Origin of the sequence: Brevibacillus centrosporus (assembly GCF_046622605.1) — a bacterium.
Lineage (GTDB): Bacteria > Bacillota > Bacilli > Brevibacillales > Brevibacillaceae > Brevibacillus > Brevibacillus centrosporus.
This window is the reverse complement of the sequence record NZ_CP176856.1, coordinates 1,497,091-1,512,234: the sequence shown is the minus strand read 5'-3', so window position 1 is coordinate 1,512,234 and position 15,144 is coordinate 1,497,091. Positions and strand designations below refer to the sequence as shown.

At 50.5% G+C, this 15,144-nt stretch carries 15 protein-coding genes; 4 read left to right on the top strand and 11 right to left on the bottom strand.

Annotated elements, in window-relative coordinates:
* Positions 1-2: 2 nt before the first annotated feature.
* Complete coding sequence (gene nrdR, locus ACLIN2_RS07975) at positions 3-488, bottom strand: transcriptional regulator NrdR (RefSeq protein WP_092266087.1); 486 nt, start codon at positions 486-488, stop codon at positions 3-5.
* A 138-nt stretch (positions 489-626) separates the two neighbouring features.
* Here nrdR and ACLIN2_RS07970 point away from each other — a divergent pair, with 138 nt between their 5' ends.
* A complete protein-coding gene (locus ACLIN2_RS07970; RefSeq protein WP_122961491.1) occupies positions 627-1,781 on the top strand; it encodes an HD-GYP domain-containing protein in 1,155 nt (384 codons plus the stop codon).
* A gap of 51 nt (positions 1,782-1,832) precedes the next feature.
* Here the strand turns inward: ACLIN2_RS07970 and ACLIN2_RS07965 are convergent, their stop codons facing one another.
* The 5 genes from ACLIN2_RS07965 to polA form a co-directional block, all read right to left on the bottom strand.
* Positions 1,833-2,879 carry a glyceraldehyde-3-phosphate dehydrogenase gene (locus tag ACLIN2_RS07965; protein WP_122924365.1) on the bottom strand — a complete coding sequence of 349 codons (1,047 nt, stop codon included), beginning with the start codon at positions 2,877-2,879 and terminating at the stop codon, positions 1,833-1,835.
* A 183-nt stretch (positions 2,880-3,062) separates the two neighbouring features.
* Complete coding sequence (locus tag ACLIN2_RS07960) at positions 3,063-3,626, bottom strand: lytic transglycosylase domain-containing protein (protein WP_411503711.1); 564 nt, start codon at positions 3,624-3,626, stop codon at positions 3,063-3,065.
* On the bottom strand, positions 3,623-4,225 hold the full coding sequence (gene coaE, locus ACLIN2_RS07955) for a dephospho-CoA kinase (RefSeq protein WP_327930301.1): 603 nt from the start codon (positions 4,223-4,225) through the stop codon (positions 3,623-3,625). Before coaE ends, ACLIN2_RS07960 begins: the two co-directional genes overlap by 4 nt.
* A gap of 30 nt (positions 4,226-4,255) precedes the next feature.
* The gene (gene mutM / locus ACLIN2_RS07950; RefSeq protein WP_411503710.1) at positions 4,256-5,083 is read right to left on the bottom strand and encodes a DNA-formamidopyrimidine glycosylase; all 828 of its coding nucleotides are present in this window, start codon (positions 5,081-5,083) and stop codon (positions 4,256-4,258) included.
* Positions 5,084-5,127: 44 nt separating this feature from the next.
* Complete coding sequence (gene polA, locus ACLIN2_RS07945) at positions 5,128-7,779, bottom strand: DNA polymerase I (RefSeq protein WP_411503709.1); 2,652 nt, start codon at positions 7,777-7,779, stop codon at positions 5,128-5,130.
* Between the two features lie 150 nt (positions 7,780-7,929).
* Between polA and ACLIN2_RS07940 the strand changes: the two genes are divergently transcribed.
* A complete protein-coding gene (locus tag ACLIN2_RS07940) occupies positions 7,930-8,703 on the top strand; it encodes a divergent polysaccharide deacetylase family protein (protein ID WP_411504523.1) in 774 nt (257 codons plus the stop codon).
* Here the strand turns inward: ACLIN2_RS07940 and ACLIN2_RS07935 are convergent.
* On the bottom strand, positions 8,680-9,411 hold the full coding sequence (locus tag ACLIN2_RS07935; RefSeq protein WP_411503708.1) for an N-acetylmuramoyl-L-alanine amidase family protein: 732 nt from the start codon (positions 9,409-9,411) through the stop codon (positions 8,680-8,682). The two genes, ACLIN2_RS07940 and ACLIN2_RS07935, sit on opposite strands and share 24 nt — an antisense overlap.
* A gap of 127 nt (positions 9,412-9,538) precedes the next feature.
* Here ACLIN2_RS07935 and ACLIN2_RS07930 point away from each other — a divergent pair, with 127 nt between their 5' ends.
* The gene (locus tag ACLIN2_RS07930) at positions 9,539-10,483 is read left to right on the top strand and encodes a DMT family transporter (protein WP_092266096.1); all 945 of its coding nucleotides are present in this window, start codon (positions 9,539-9,541) and stop codon (positions 10,481-10,483) included.
* Positions 10,446-10,589, top strand: coding sequence for a hypothetical protein (locus ACLIN2_RS07925; RefSeq protein WP_170184525.1), 144 nt, complete (start codon positions 10,446-10,448; stop codon positions 10,587-10,589). Before ACLIN2_RS07930 ends, ACLIN2_RS07925 begins: the two co-directional genes overlap by 38 nt.
* Positions 10,590-11,121: 532 nt before the next feature.
* Here ACLIN2_RS07925 and ACLIN2_RS07920 read toward each other — a convergent pair.
* The 4 genes from ACLIN2_RS07920 to ACLIN2_RS07905 are packed head-to-tail and all read right to left on the bottom strand — an operon-like array spanning position 11,122 to position 15,038.
* Complete coding sequence (locus ACLIN2_RS07920; protein WP_411503707.1) at positions 11,122-12,699, bottom strand: DHA2 family efflux MFS transporter permease subunit; 1,578 nt, start codon at positions 12,697-12,699, stop codon at positions 11,122-11,124.
* A gap of 13 nt (positions 12,700-12,712) precedes the next feature.
* Positions 12,713-13,936 (bottom strand): efflux RND transporter periplasmic adaptor subunit, encoded by a 1,224-nt coding sequence (locus ACLIN2_RS07915; RefSeq protein WP_411503706.1) that lies wholly within the window; start codon positions 13,934-13,936, stop codon positions 12,713-12,715.
* A gap of 4 nt (positions 13,937-13,940) precedes the next feature.
* Entirely contained in the window at positions 13,941-14,600 is a 660-nt protein-coding gene (locus tag ACLIN2_RS07910) for an HlyD family secretion protein (protein WP_092266099.1), read from the bottom strand.
* Positions 14,601-14,609: 9 nt separating this feature from the next.
* Complete coding sequence (locus tag ACLIN2_RS07905; RefSeq protein WP_092266100.1) at positions 14,610-15,038, bottom strand: MarR family winged helix-turn-helix transcriptional regulator; 429 nt, start codon at positions 15,036-15,038, stop codon at positions 14,610-14,612.
* Positions 15,039-15,144 lie beyond the last annotated feature (106 nt).

Sequence of the window (15,144 nt, the reverse complement as noted above, 5' to 3'; positions counted from 1 at the left end):
TTCTATTCCTTTGTAAAAGGAGTCTGACTGTTTCGCGCTTGAGAAAGCAGCTCCTCCAGCTCCTTCATGAAGACACTGATGTCCTTGAACTGACGGTAGACGGAAGCAAAGCGCACGTAAGCGACCTCGTCAACGTGGTACAAACGCTCCATGACTTTCTCCCCAACATCGTTACTTGGGACTTCTGCCTGCCCGCAGCTGCGCAGCTCCCTTTCGATGTCGTTCACTACATTTTCCAGCACTTCGAGTGAAACAGGACGCTTCTCGCAGGCGCGCACCAAACCGCGCAAAACCTTCTCGCGACTGAATTCCTCACGTGTGCCGTCTTTTTTGACAATCAGCAAGGGAGTTTCCTCCACCATTTCAAAGGTCGTAAAGCGGCGCTCGCACTGCTCACATTCCCGACGGCGGCGGATGGACTTGTTATTATTAAACGGACGCGAATCTAGGACTCTAGTCCCATTATATTCACAGAATGGACAACGCATCGCAACGATCAACTCCAGTACGGACAATCCTTGATTACAGTGTCCCTCAATTTCCCTGCAGAAGTCAAGTCAATCCTTGTACCTATTTAAAGCATAAGTCGAATGGAGTACAATATGGGTATTGTTGGAGGGATTGGAATGAGGTTAGTATCTTTAAGACAGGTTCGGCCAGGAATGAAATTGGGTCGCACCATTTTCACAGAAGATGGAAAAGTGTTGTTAGGTACGGGTATGGTCTTGACCGAACGTCTTATTTCGGGTCTGACAAGGTCCAAGGTTGACGCTGTCTATATAGATGATCCTCGCACAGCAGACATTCAGGTGGAAGAGGTTATCCGTCCACAGACACGGCAAATCGCTGTGGAAGCCATCGAGAAAACGTTCAAACAGATTACCAACTCAAACAAGCTCGCCCGGAAAATTTCATTAAAAGAAATGGGATTGCATTTTCAGCGGGCTTTCAGCTCAATCCTGGATGACCTTTTGCTCAACAAGCAAATGATCGGTCACCTGACCAACATTTCTTCGCATTCTCCGTCTATGTACCATCACGCAGTCAATGTGGCCGTGCTCTCGACTGCTGTAGGCATGTCTCTCGGCTACAACCGGCAGCGACTGATAGACCTGGGGGTCGGCGCCATGCTTCACGACGTCGGCAAGCTGAGTCTGCCAGAGGAAATGCTGGCGAAGGAAGAGCAATGGACAGCAGAAGAAAAAGAAATCGCGAAAGAGCATACCCGCCACGGCTTTAATCTGCTGAGAAAGCAGCATGACATATCCCTCTTGTCTGCCCACGTCTGTCTCCAGCACCACGAGAGACTGAACGGCAGCGGCTACCCTCAGGGGCTGCAAGGGAAGCAGATTCACGAGTACGCCCAGATCGTGGGCATTGCAGACGTATTTGATTCTTTGACCTCCCCTCGACCTTGGCGCAAGCGGTACATGCCGCAGGACGCTCTGGAGTATTTGCTCGGTTCCGGCGGTCATCTGTTTGAGCACCATCTCGTCAATGCCTTTATCAAGCATATCGCGGTCTTCCCCATCGGGAGCAGCGTCGTGCTGGGTACGGGCGAGGTAGGCGTCGTCAGTCGGGTAGATCCTGATTATTCCCACCGTCCAACTGTTCGCATCATCAAGGACGGGAGAGGAAACGATGTCCTCCATCCCTATGATCTCGATCTCAAGGCGAATCTCCAGCTGTTTGTAGTTGGATTCGAAGATGATGATTTATTCCGCATGAGCGATGTATCCAGTACGCAGACAGAGACGAACCCACCTGATGACCTTCCATGATGGAAAAACCCCTTTGCCTCGTTTGCGCAAAGGGGTTTGCTATTTCTTGGGTTAGTTTACGCCAGCAGCAGCAGCTTCTTTGCTGGCAACTTGATTGTGCATTTCGGAAACGTGTCGCACCAGGTCTACTACGCGGCAGGAGTAGCCCCACTCGTTGTCGTACCAGGAGATGACCTTCACTTGGTTGGTCCCCATTACCATCGTGGACAGTCCGTCTACGATAGAGGAGTTATCGTTGCCGTTGAAGTCGCTGGAAACAAGCGGCTCATCGCAGAATTCCAGATAGCCTTTCATATCGCCTTCAGCGGCCTCGCGCAGAACGCGGTTTACTTCTTCTAGGGTAACCGGTTTTTTCGTATTGATAACCAAATCCACTACGGAAACATTTGGAGTCGGTACACGCAGGGCAAAGCCGTTCAGCTTGCCGTTGAGCTCTGGCAGTACTTTTCCTACCGCACGCGCAGCACCTGTCGTAGTCGGGATGATCGATTCACCGGCAGCACGAGCACGACGCAGGTCTTTATGCGGATTGTCGATGTTGACTTGGTCGTTTGTGATCGAGTGAATGGTTGTCATCAGGCCTTGCTCGATACCGAAAGCATCGTTCAGCACTTTTGCCACGGGAGCCAGGCAGTTGGTCGTGCAAGAAGCGTTGGAGACGATATGATGATTCGCATGGTCGTAGATCGAATCGTTCACGCCCATCACGATTGTCGCATCTTCCTCTTTAGCAGGAGCAGTGATGACTACTTTTTTCGCGCCGCTTTGCAGGTGCTTGCCAGCGCCTTCGCGGTCCTTGAACTTGCCTGTTGCTTCTACGACGATTTCTACACCCAGTTCGCCCCAAGGCAGCTTGAGCGGGTCGCGGTCGGAAAGGACAACGGTTGCTTTCCCATCGACCAGGATCTTGTTGTCTTGTACTTCCACTTTATTCTGCAGACGTCCATGAATGGTGTCGTATTTCAACAAATGCGCGAGCGTCTCTGGAGGATAGCTGGCGTTGATCGCGACGATTTCGATGTTGGGGTCCTGAATAGCGCGGCGGAATACCATGCGCCCAATACGGCCGAAACCATTAATACCAATTTTGATTGTCATATATAGAAACCCCTTTCGCAATTGAGTTACGCTTATCTGATACTTTTATTATAATAAGTATGACACAATTATCAATGTGTTTTACTGAAAAATAAATATTTGGACGATTTCCCCCTCCTATTTTTTGGTCAGGCGTGCCCTCCCCAAGACAAAAGCCGCCTCCTTTTTGAAAGGAAGCGGCTTTCACTGCAAATCTTTCCCGTATACTTTTTTATACCGATCGTGATAGTAAAGAACGCGTTGCACATACTGTCTCGTCTCTCCGAACGGAATGTCCTCGATGTGTTCCCGCTGACCGCTCCACTGCTCGTTTGACAGCCATCCACTGACCTTTCCCGGGCCTGCATTGTAGGCGGCGATGACTTTGACCAAGTCTCCCTCATACCGCTCCAACAGGAAATTTAAATACCAGGTACCGATGTGAATGTTCATGACCGGATCGTACAGGTACTGGTTGTCCTTTGGCTTAAAGCCCGCTTGCTGAACAATCCATGCTGCCGTATCAGGCATGATTTGCATCAGGCCTACCGCTCCTTTTTTCGATACACGGTCCGTCTTGAAGCTGCTCTCCGAACGGATCACAGCCAATATGAGATAGGGGTCCACGTTGTACTCGTTTGATGCTGTAACGATCTCCTGCTGGAACTTGATTGGATACATCCACTTCCAGACCAAAGGAGTATTGAGCAGCAGGAAGACGCTCATCAAAATGAGCAAAATCAACGCTGCCCGCCGTCCTGGCTTCATGACTTCAACTCCGCTCGAATCACAGCAAGCATTTGCTCAACCTGTTTGACTGTTTCTTCTCTCGACGCTGAGTTGTCGATCAAAAAATCCGCTTCCGATTTCTTCTGATCAATCGGAAACTGCGCCCGCAGCCGTTTATGCGCCTGCTCTTCTTCCAGCTCATCCCGCTCGATCATTCGGGCGAGCTGCATGTCGGCAGGTGCATACACGACCGCAATTTTCTCCACCATGTGCTGCAGTTTGCTCTCAAACAAGAGAGGGATGTCCATAAATACAATCTCAGCCCCGCCCGCTTCTGCCGCTTCGGCTTCTTCGCGCATGACGCGACGTACCTCAGGGTGGACGATCGCGTTCAGCTTTTGGCGCTCTGTCTCATCCGAAAATACAACCTCGGCGAGCTTTTTCCGATCAATCTGTCCATCTTCGAGCAAAATCTCCCGGCCAAAATGACGGACAATCGCTTCGTAGGCTGGCTTTCCTGGCTCTACGACCTCTCTAGCAATCTGGTCCGCGTCAATGACAGGAATGCCACGCTCGCGCAGCATACCCGTTACCGTGCTTTTTCCCGTGGCGATTCCACCAGTCAATCCTAATATCATGCACATCCTCCTCTCCGAGAAAAACGTCATTTACTGTTTCTGGCAAACAGGACAAATATGCGTGCCCCTGCCTCCAACGACAAATCTGACAATCGGCGTACCGCATTGGACACAGGGCTCATCCTTGCGTCCGTATACTTTGAGAGACTGCTGGAACATCCCCATCTCCCCCTGACCATTGACATAGGACTTGATGGAGCTTCCGCCCTGTTCTACTGCCTCAGAGAGCGTGGCAACAATGCTTTCTTGCAGACGAACGACCTGTTTTTTGGTCAGCTTGCCTGCTGGGGTTTCGGGATGAATACCAGCTAGAAAGAGTGACTCGTCCACATAGATATTCCCCAGCCCCACAATACATTCCTGATTCAGCAGCAGCGGCTTGATTTTTGTCGACCGCCCATTCAGGAGCTTGCTGAAGGCCGCCGCTGTAAAGCCCTCGTCCAGCGGCTCTACTCCCAGCTTAGCCATTGGGCCCGCGGTTGTTTCCGTTCCAAGCGCAAATAGATCCATCGTCCCAAATTGGCGCACATCCCGATAGCGCAGCTCCGTGCCATCCGTAAAGTGAAAAACGACATGGGTATGTTTTTCCACGGGCTCCTCTGCTTGATACAGACCGTAACGTCCTTCCATTCGCAGATGGGAGATGAGCACATCCCGATCCAAAACAAATTGAATGAATTTCGCTCGGCGCTTGATCGCATGAATGGTTTGACCGGCCACCAGCGACTTGAATTCTTCCACATCATCTGGTGTTCGTATGATTCTGCCCAAATGCACACTGACCCGCTCAATGGTCTTGCCCACTACCAACCCGGTCAGCGTACGGACAACCGTTTCTACCTCTGGTAATTCTGGCATCAGGCTTCCTCCTCTCGCTGTATCTCTCTTGGTTGCAAGAACAATTACTTGGCTTCGTACCAGGTGTGTCCGAAGCTGACATCCACCTTGAGAGGAACATCCAGCTTCAATGCGCTCTCCATGACTTCTGGCACAAGCTGCTTCATCATTTCCAGCTCATCCTGCGGAACTTCAAACACCAATTCATCGTGTACCTGCAAAAGCATCCGGCTCTTGAGGCCTTTTTCCTGCAAGCTGTCCTGCATGCGAATCATCGCCAGCTTGATGACATCTGCTGCCGTTCCCTGAATCGGTGTGTTCATCGCGGTCCGCTCAGCAAAAGAACGCAGATTGAAGTTGCTGCTGCGGATGTCAGGCAGGTAGCGGCGGCGGTTCAAAAGCGTCGTGACAAAGCCATCCTGCTTGGCCTGCTTGACGATTTCCTCCATCCAGAGCTTGACGCCGGAAAAGACGGAGAAATAGCGTTCGATAAAATCCCCAGCTTCTTTGCGGGTGATATTCAAGTTTTGAGAAAGTCCGTAGTCGCTGATGCCGTATACGATTCCAAAGTTGACCGCTTTGGCTTGGCGGCGCATCAGAGAGGTGACTTCCCCTTCTTCCACTCCGAAAACATCCATCGCCGTGCGCGTATGAATGTCCATGCCTTTTTGGAACGCATCGATCAAGTTCTCATCTCCGGATATATGCGCCAAAATGCGCAGCTCGATCTGAGAATAGTCTGCTGCGAGCATGTACCAGCCTTCCTCGGAAGGGATAAAGGCTTCGCGAATCTTCCGCCCCTCTTCCATGCGAATCGGAATGTTTTGCAGGTTTGGCTCTGTGCTGGACAGGCGGCCCGTTGCTGTCGTCGCCTGATTGTACAGCGTGTGCACCTTGCTGGACTTGCTGTTAATTTCTTTCGTCAAGCCTTCGATATAGGTAGAACGCAGTTTGCCCAGCTGACGGAAGGTCAAGATCGCATCGATGATCGGGTGGTACGGCGCCAGCTTTTCCAGTACATCGGCACTCGTCGAAGGACCGGTTTTGGTCTTTTTGAGAACGGGCAGATCCAACACGTCAAACAGGATTTCCCCAAGTTGCTTCGGTGAATTGATATTGAAGGTCTGTCCAGCCAGCTCGTAAATCTGCTTGGTCAGCCCCTCCAGCTTGGCGTCCAAATCTACGCCCATTTGCGCCAAACGGTCCCGATTGACTTTGATGCCTTGCTTTTCCATGAGGGCAAGCACCATACTGAGCGGCGCTTCCAGATCATTTAACAGCTCATTCATTTTGTTTTCTGCCAGCTGCTCACGCAAGACCGGCACGCTCTGCCAGATTGCCGCTGCCTTGTGCGCGACATGCTCACTGATCACGTCCTCTTCCGGCAAGAGACGCTTAGCCCCTTTTCCATAGACTTCGTCATCCGGCCGTACCCGCACCTGCGCGTACTGGGAAGCGATCGAGTCCAGCGTCGGGTTGCTCTCTGTCGCATTGAGCAGATAGGATGCCAAATAAACGTCAAAGCCGATCCCCTTGATGTCCTGATCGTGCCAAGCGAGCCCTACTGTGTCACGCTTTCCATCAAACGTCCATTTTTCTTTTGTGCTGTCCTCGAGCCATTGGCTAAATGCCTTCCATTCCTTTGCCTGATCCCAGGGAACATACAGATTGACGTCATCTGCCGACAGCCCAAAACCAATGATCGGGGCATGATGGTAGTTGTCTCCATCCATCTCCACGTAGAACGCCATGGGAGAGGTAAGCTTTTCCGCAAACTTCGCAGCCGATTCTTCCGTTACGACTTCAAAATGGAAAGGAGTCGCGTTCGCGGCTTGACCCTCGCCCTCTACAGGTGCATCCACCTTGATTTTGGACAGGAGCGACTTGAACTCCATCCGCTTAAAAAACTCGCTCAACAACGCGCCATCATAACCGTCGTACCCAGTCTCCTGCACGTCCAGCTCGACAGGCGCTTCACGCAAAATCGTAGCCAATTCCTTGCTCATCTTGGCCTTGTCTACATTTTCACGCAAGTTTTCCTGCAGCTTTTTGCCCGAGACGCGATCGACGTTCGCCAAGACTTCCTCGACAGAGCCGTACTCGTGCAAAAGCTTCAGCGCCGTCTTTTCCCCCACTCCTGGAACGCCGGGAATGTTGTCTGACGTATCACCCATCAGCCCTTTTAAGTCGATGATTTGCAAAGGCGCAAGACCGTACTTGTCCTGAATCTCCTGAGGCGTGTACAGCTCGATCTCACTGACACCTTTGCGTGTCAACGCCACAGAAACATGCTCTGATACCAGCTGAAGCATGTCCTTGTCTCCGGTAATGACAGTCGTTTTCCAGGCTTGTTCATCTGCCCTCTTCGTCAAGGTGCCGATGATATCGTCTGCCTCATAGCCTTCCAGCTCAAAACGTTGAATCGAGAAAGCATCCAGCAGCTCGCGAATCAACGGAAACTGCTCAGATAGCTCGGGCGGCGTTTTTGCACGCCCTCCTTTATAATCGGCATATTCGCTGTGGCGGAACACGACTTTGCCCGCATCAAACGCAACCATGATGTGAGTCGGTTTCATTTCCTCTATAACCTTCAGCAGCATCGTTGTAAATCCTAACACCGCATTGGTATGCAGCCCTGTCGATGTAGACAAGAGCGGTAACGCATAAAACGCACGATTGGCGATACTGTTTCCGTCAATCAACACAAAATGGCTCAAGCAATCCGACCCCTCTCGTCACAAAACTACTATCTTTAATCGTAACATAGGGTGGACATGGAAGCCAAGCCTAGGGAAGTTCTCGGGTAAAGGTTGCCCAGCTTGAACAGACTAATGAAAAAACAGAAGGAAGGCGATCCCATGTATGTAATGAAAAAGAGGGTTTGCATCTCTCTCTTGAGCGCCGTTTTTCTCTTTCTCGGCATCAGCGCACTGACGTATGCCGCTGAACCAATCTCACCCAAAAAGGTCGTCGCCTTTGTCATCGATGACTTCGGAAATAACATGGCTGGCACAGAAGAGATGCTGGCGCTTCCTGTTCCTCTGACGGTTGCTGTCATGCCTTTCATGCCTAGCACCAAGCAGGATGCCGAGCTTGCTCATCAAAAGGGACATGATGTTTTCGTACATATGCCGATGGAGCCGAACAAAGGGAAGAAATCGTGGCTAGGTCCAGGCGCCATTACAGCTGACCTATCAGATGAAGAGATCAAGAGCAGGGTGCAAAAAGCCATCGATGACGTTCCCCATGCGATCGGGATGAACAACCATATGGGCTCCAAGATCACGGCAAATGAGCACATCATGCGCATCATCATGGGTGTCATCAAGGAGCGCGGACTCATCTACCTGGACAGCAAGACGACTGACAAAAGCGTCGCAATCAAGCTAGCCAAAGAAATGGGAGTCCCGTATGCAGAAAACCAGATCTTCCTCGATGATGTCTACTCCGTCCCTCACATCACGCAGCAGATGGAAAAAATCTGCAAGCGGATGAATACCATGCCGATGACCGTCGCGATCGGGCATGTCGGACCACCTGGAAAGAAAACAGCCTCCGTTCTGCGCCAGTATATCCCGCGCTTGCAGAAGGAGGCCGAGTTTATTACGATTTCCAAGCTAGTTCGTCAATCGCTCCAATAGCCCCTTCCAAAAGCTTTCCTCGATCCTCTCCTCCATTCTCAGATTGCCTGTTAAAATGGCATATTCGCTCACGGCTGACTTGATCGCCTGAGCGATTTTTTCTTGCCCTTTGGGACTGGTAAGCATTTCGCGATCAGCGCCATTGCTGATGAACCCCATCTCTACAATGACAGTCGGACAGTAGCTGTGCCGCAAAACGTAATACGTTCCTCCCTTCACTGGCTTGTCGTGCGTGCCTGCCATCTTATTCAAGGAGTCCTGAATCAGTTGCGCCAGCATGTAGCTTTGTTCATTGCTCTGGTACAGAACGACCGGGCCTCGGCGCTGCTTGTCCTTGGACCAGTTCACGTGCAGGCTGAGCATCATCTGCGGAACGAGCTCTTTTGCCAGATTTTTGCGCTGCGCAAGATCACGAAGATGCCGGGAACGCGAATTCAGCCAACGATTGTCATCACTAAGCGCTACGTCTTCCTGACGGTTCAACGCCACGCGATACCCAGCTTTCGTCAGCTCTTGATACAGCTGCTTGGCAATTGCCAAATTGATATCCTTTTCAAGCAAGTCTCCAAATGACGTGCCAGAATCCACACCTCCATGACCTACATCGATCAACACCTGAATGGGTGTTAGTGGAATGGCATTGCTGCGAACGGGAAAACCGGTAGTGAACAAAATCAGGGCTACGAATATCAGGATGCTTTTTTTCATGCTTATAGGATTTCCCGTTTAAAAGTAAACCTTTCAGCCAGCTGGGTAAGCATAACATTGTGAATTTTTCAGCCTGACGTTACAATAGAAAACATCGTGATTCTCCACATAATAAGAAGGTGCACTAATGGAACCATCCTTGGAAAAACCAGTATTTCCCCCTTATCTTGCTCTATTTTTGGGGGTTGTCGCCGTATCCACCTCGGCGATTTTTGTCAAACTGTCTCATGCTCCTGCTCCGATCATCGCCACGTATCGGCTGGTGTTCTCCGTCTTGCTCACGCTGCCTTTTCTGCTGTGGAACCGCGGAGCAATGGCGGAAATCGGGAAGCTTAGCCGTAAAGTATGGCTTCTCTGTATTTTGTCCGGAGCGTTTTTAGCGAGCCACTTCCTGCTCTGGTTTGAATCCTTAAACTACACATCAGTAGCAAGCTCTACGGTTCTGGTTACGCTCCAGCCTTTGTTTGCCTTTATCGGAGGCTATTTCTTTTTCGGCGAACGTGTCCGGCTGCTGGCACTCTCAGGTGGGCTGCTAGCGATCGTGGGGAGCTTCGTCATCGGCTGGGGGGATTTTCGTGTAGGGGGAATGGCGCTGTGGGGAGATTTTCTCGCCTTGCTCGGCGCTGTAACCGTGACAGGCTACTGGCTCGTGGGTCAGTATGTCCGCCAGCACATGTCTTCCTTTGCCTACACCTTGGTCGTGTATTCAGCGACTAGCGTCATTCTCGTTGCCTACGATTTGGTTCTGGGCTATCCACTGGCTGGATATCCGGCTGCTGACTGGGGCTGGTTCTTCTGTCTGGCTCTGTTCCCGACCTTGCTCGGCCACTCCATTTTCAACTGGATCATCAAGTGGCTGAACACCACAACGATCTCCATGGGAATCCTGGGAGAACCAATCGGCACTGCGATTCTGGCATACTTTATTTTGGGTGAAGTCGTGACTCCTCCTCAATGGATCGGTGGTCTGATCATTATTGCCGGTATCTATCTGTTCATTCGTTACAATCAACCCGCCAAAGGAGTGAGCTCTGTTGAACAATCAACCACAACGCCGGAAAAGCTTGCGTGAATGGATAAAGGGACTGAGTGTCTGGTCCAAAATCGGGTGGACAATTTTGCTTGGCTACATCGTTGGGCGAATCGTGTACTGGATTGCGAAAGCCATTACTTCTTAGCATGCTTGAATGAAAGATCAAGAGCCTTTCGTTTGTTCCTTTTTGGGGCTGCGGAAGGCTTTTTTGCTGGTTGTCTCAGTGGCTGTAGTGGAGGGGAGGAAAAGAGGGAAAACGCTCTGTTAGTAGGGCCACTTGCGCTGGGGTCATCCCTGTTCGGCTCCGTTCCAAAAACCGGAACCCGCGTCCAAAGTGGTTGGCTCTCGGATGCTTGTTCAGAGGTGGACGCTAAAGGCAGGTTCCGTTTTTTCCACTCCGCCTGGGCTGTGTCCCTAATGCCTTCGCTTTTTTCCCTCTTTTCCTCGGCCAGCTAGCCTGTTGTTCGGTTCATGTAATACGCACCAAGAAAAGGCGCTGGAGCTTACTGCGAAATTCCATTATTACTGCCTCAAGAATGGACCTCAGCCAAAAGCCCCCACATTGTTCATGACCGTAAATCAATCTCATGGCTCACTTCAGTGATATAGCATGATTCACACAAACAAAAATCAGCCTGCTGAGCATCCTCAACAGGCTGATCTTATCCGCAGCTTTTTTAGGCAGCAGGTTTTTCTTGTTTCGGTGTTTCTGGGCTCTTCTTCTCTGGCTTCTTGTGCAAGAAGTACAACAGGAAGAGGGAAAGCGCGATGGGTATAGTGGAGATGAGGAAGGTATCCCCGATTCCCTCTACCAAAGCTTCTTTCGCCATGATTCCATAGAGAATCGCACTGGCTCCCCCTTGCGCACTGGCTGCGTCTACTCCGACCTGCGTATACAGCCCTGAAAGGCCACCGATCAGCTGCGTCGCAACGTCTGTGTTCATGTTGTCTGAGATCGACGCCATATGGAACGTTTGACGCGCCTGCATGATCACGGTCAGAATCGCAATGGCAAAGGAGCTCATAACCTGTCTGAGTACGTTGGAAAGGGGAGACGCATCACCGACGCGGGTACGCGGTACTGCGTTCATCCCGACCGTCGACAGGGTCATCATACACAAGCCGATCCCCAGACCACGAATGGTCAAAATCATGTTCATCCATTCATGCATACTGTCCGATGCCAGCTTGTGAAGCTCGAATGTCGTTACGGTCATGATCGACAAACCGACGAGACCGATTGGGCCTACTCCGTATTTGTCCATCAGCTTCCCGCTGATCGGCATCATGATAGCCATCGCAATGGACTGAGGCATCAAGAGAAGCCCTGACTCCATTGCCGTCATTCCCTGAACGTTTTGCAGGAAGATCGGCATCAGGAAAACCCCGCCCATCATCCCCATCATAACGAAACCCGAAGTCAAAATACTGATCGTAAACACCGGAATCTTGAGGAGCCGCAGATCAAGCAATGGCTGCTCTTTCCCCAGCTCTACCCAAATGAACAGGGCGAGACTCATGATCGCGACGAAGAACAGACCCACGATAAAAAATGACGTCCATCCTTCCGCCTGCCCTTTACTGAACGCGAGAAGCAAGGTACCGAAGCCGAGGATGGCCAAAAAGGCTCCCAGATAGTCAAACTTCAGATCCGGTTTTTTCGGTGTTTCTTTCAACAAAACACTACTCATGATGACCGCGAAAATCCCGAACGGTACACCTACCAGAAACAAAAACTGCCAGTTCAAAAACTCAATCAGGTAACCACCCAGCGTCGGCCCGAGAGCAGGCGCTGTCATCGAGGCAATCCCGAAAATCCCTAAAGCCATCCCGATCTTTTCGCGTGGTACGATCATGTAGATCATGGACATCCCGAGCGGCATGATCATACCGCCGCTGACGCCCTGGATTACACGAAACGCAATCAGCGACGAATCGCTCCATGCCAGTGCACACAGCACCGATGAGATAGTAAAGAACGTAAGTGATAAAACGAAGACTCTTTTTGCTCCAAACTTCGCGGACAAAGAGCCACTCATCGGGATCATGACAGCGTTCGCCAGCATGTATCCCGTGAGTACCCACTGCATGGTTTCGGTCGTCGAACCGAAGATGTTCACCATGGTAGGGAGAGCAACGTTAATCAAACTGTTGTTCAGGATCGCGACGAAGGTTCCGGAGAGGATAGCGAGAAGGGACAACCACATTCCGCCGCTTCCGCCTTTTTCCTCTTTCTGTGCCACCGCTTCCGCCATGTCCTCACCCCCGTTAGTTTGCGATCACCTTGGTGCCCTCAGCCAATTTGTCGGTCGGATTCAGCACCACTTGATCGTTGTCATTCACACCCGCCGCAACGGTTGCCCAGTCGCCATTTGTACCGCTCACAGTTACTTCTACTTGGTGAACTACATCATTATCCACGGTGTAGATGTATTGCTTGCCGTCTTTTTGCAGGACAGCTGTCGAAGGTACTTTTGTTCCTTGCTCAGCCTGACCTTGCAGCATGACTTCTGCGACCATACCAGCACGCAGCTGACCGTCTTGGTTTGGCACGCGTACTTTCACAGGGAAGGAGCTGCTATTGGCATCAGAGATCGGAGACACGAATTCCACGTTTCCTTTCAATACTTTGCCACCCAAGCTGCTTACTTTTACATCGACAGTCGAGCCTACTTTTACGTTGTTGATCTGTTCTTGTGGAACACTTGCTTCTACTTTAACCTCATCCATTTTCACCAATACCAGAAGAGGAGAGCCAGCTGCGGCCATCTCGCCTGGATCCACGTTGCGTTTTGCTACGATACCTGTAATAGGTGCACGGACGATCGTGTTGTCATAGTTGGTTTTTGCCAGCTCCAGGCTGGAGTTCAAACGGCTAACTTCTGCTTGCAGGGCTGCAACGGTATCAGAGGTTGGACCTGCTTTCGCCAGATCGTACTGTGCTTGCATTTGGTCCAGCGTGGTGCGTGCTTTCTCCAAATCCAGTGTTGTTTTCTCCAGTTCTGCCGCCGACAATGCACCGGAGTCAAAAAGAGCTTTCATACGGTTGTACGTGCTCTCTGCTACCTTCAAGCTCGCTTTTGCTTGCTCGACAGTACTTGCGAGCTGCTGCAGCTGCTCATTGCGGGCACCTGCTTTGGTATCGCGCAGTTTTGCTTGCGCTCCAGCAATCGCTGCTTGTGCTTGAACGATTTGCTGCTGATATTCTGATGCTTCCAAGGTCACCAGGACGTCCCCTTGTTTGACCACGGAGCCTTCATTTGCATTGACTGCTGCTGCTTTACCGGAAACCTTGGAAACTACTTGGATTTCTTCTGCAGCTGTGATTTTACCGCTGGCAATGGCACCTGTTTGAGTAGAGGTGACTTTCCATGTTTTTACGACCGGCACACTTTCATCTGTCGTACCAGATGAAGCCTCGCTACAGCCAGCTGTGATCAGCGAAACGGCTGTCAGCACGGCGCCGATTGTTTTCCAATGCTTGTTTTTCATATCATTACATCTCCTTCACATGCACTTTGATCTCGACGTTCAGACCTGCTGCCAGATGCAAGCCAGCAGTGTCATCAATGGCAATCTTGATTGGGATACGCTGGGTGACTTTCGTGAAGTTACCGCTTGTATTGGTCGCAGGCAGCAAGGAGAAAGTAGAGTTAGTCGCTTTCCCGATTTCCATCAGATGTCCACTCAGTTGCTTTCCTGGGTAAGCATCGACGGTAAAGTCAACCTTTTGGCCCAATTTCAAACGCGCGATCTCAGTTTCTTCCAGGTTTGCGGAGATGTACAATTTGTTCTCATCGATAACGAGAGCAACGGAAGTACCTGTGGATACAACCTCACCCTCTTTTGCTTGTGTCTTAATCACAGTTCCTGTAATAGGCGCACGCAGCACGCTGTTTTCCAACAGGTTCGTTGCGATGTTCGTAGTGTCTTGTTGGCCGACGATTTGATCGGCTACTACAGTATCGCCTTCTTTTACAGCGAGTCCGGTCAGCTTGCCTGTCATTTTTGGCATGACACGATAAATATCTCCTGTAATACGAGCGTCTTGTGTGGTCACATAATGTGCGCCTTGATACCAGTAGTAGTAACCGATGCCGCCACCACCCACCACGATCAGGAGCAAAATGACATACAATACCAGTTTTCGCTTCATGGTTTCTCCTCAGCTTTCTATCTCTTCTAGTTTGGTAACCAACGCTTCTAAAGAGTTAATAATGTTATTGAGTTCTTCTTCGGAAAAGCTGTTAAAATGCTGCTTGTAAATTTCACCGGATAAAAGATCAACCTTTTCGAACAGTTCTGTTATCTTCTCCGTTTTCCGAATCCAGACAACCCTGCGGTCATTCTCATCCCGGACCCGTTCCACCAATTGCTCTCTCTCTAGGCGATCAATGATTCCAGAAACAGTGCTATACGAAAGGTCAACGGCTTTACTGATCTGCCCGATTGTTCTTGGTTCTATCGAGATTTGCCGAATAACAACGAGTTGTGGTACAGTTAGCCCGTATTTGCACAGCTCTTTCGTCGCCATTGTGCCGAAAGTTTTATTTAAACGTTTCAGCAAGTCCCGGATATGCAATGGTCTATTCATGATGCACTCCTTTCCTACATAATGTTTCGTACACGAAATTTTATCACACGAAACACTATACGACTTTTTTGGTTCCGTGGCAACTATTTCTTTTGTTTAAATTTTA

What these genes read in the sequence shown, in the direction of transcription:
- nrdR (WP_092266087.1), bottom strand. Translation starts at nt 488, where the DNA reads ATGCGTTGTCCATTCTGTGAATATAATGGGACTAGAGTCCTAGATTCG.
- ACLIN2_RS07970 (WP_122961491.1), top strand. Translation starts at nt 627, where the DNA reads ATGAGGTTAGTATCTTTAAGACAGGTTCGGCCAGGAATGAAATTGGGT.
- ACLIN2_RS07965 (WP_122924365.1), bottom strand. Translation starts at nt 2,879, where the DNA reads ATGACAATCAAAATTGGTATTAATGGTTTCGGCCGTATTGGGCGCATG.
- ACLIN2_RS07960 (WP_411503711.1), bottom strand. Translation starts at nt 3,626, where the DNA reads ATGAAGCCAGGACGGCGGGCAGCGTTGATTTTGCTCATTTTGATGAGC.
- coaE (WP_327930301.1), bottom strand. Translation starts at nt 4,225, where the DNA reads ATGATATTAGGATTGACTGGTGGAATCGCCACGGGAAAAAGCACGGTA.
- mutM (WP_411503710.1), bottom strand. Translation starts at nt 5,083, where the DNA reads ATGCCAGAATTACCAGAGGTAGAAACGGTTGTCCGTACGCTGACCGGG.
- ACLIN2_RS07940 (WP_411504523.1), top strand. Translation starts at nt 7,930, where the DNA reads ATGAAAAAGAGGGTTTGCATCTCTCTCTTGAGCGCCGTTTTTCTCTTT.
- ACLIN2_RS07935 (WP_411503708.1), bottom strand. Translation starts at nt 9,411, where the DNA reads ATGAAAAAAAGCATCCTGATATTCGTAGCCCTGATTTTGTTCACTACC.
- ACLIN2_RS07930 (WP_092266096.1), top strand. Translation starts at nt 9,539, where the DNA reads ATGGAACCATCCTTGGAAAAACCAGTATTTCCCCCTTATCTTGCTCTA.
- ACLIN2_RS07920 (WP_411503707.1), bottom strand. Translation starts at nt 12,699, where the DNA reads ATGGCGGAAGCGGTGGCACAGAAAGAGGAAAAAGGCGGAAGCGGCGGA.
- ACLIN2_RS07915 (WP_411503706.1), bottom strand. Translation starts at nt 13,936, where the DNA reads ATGAAAAACAAGCATTGGAAAACAATCGGCGCCGTGCTGACAGCCGTT.
- ACLIN2_RS07910 (WP_092266099.1), bottom strand. Translation starts at nt 14,600, where the DNA reads ATGAAGCGAAAACTGGTATTGTATGTCATTTTGCTCCTGATCGTGGTG.
- ACLIN2_RS07905 (WP_092266100.1), bottom strand. Translation starts at nt 15,038, where the DNA reads ATGAATAGACCATTGCATATCCGGGACTTGCTGAAACGTTTAAATAAA.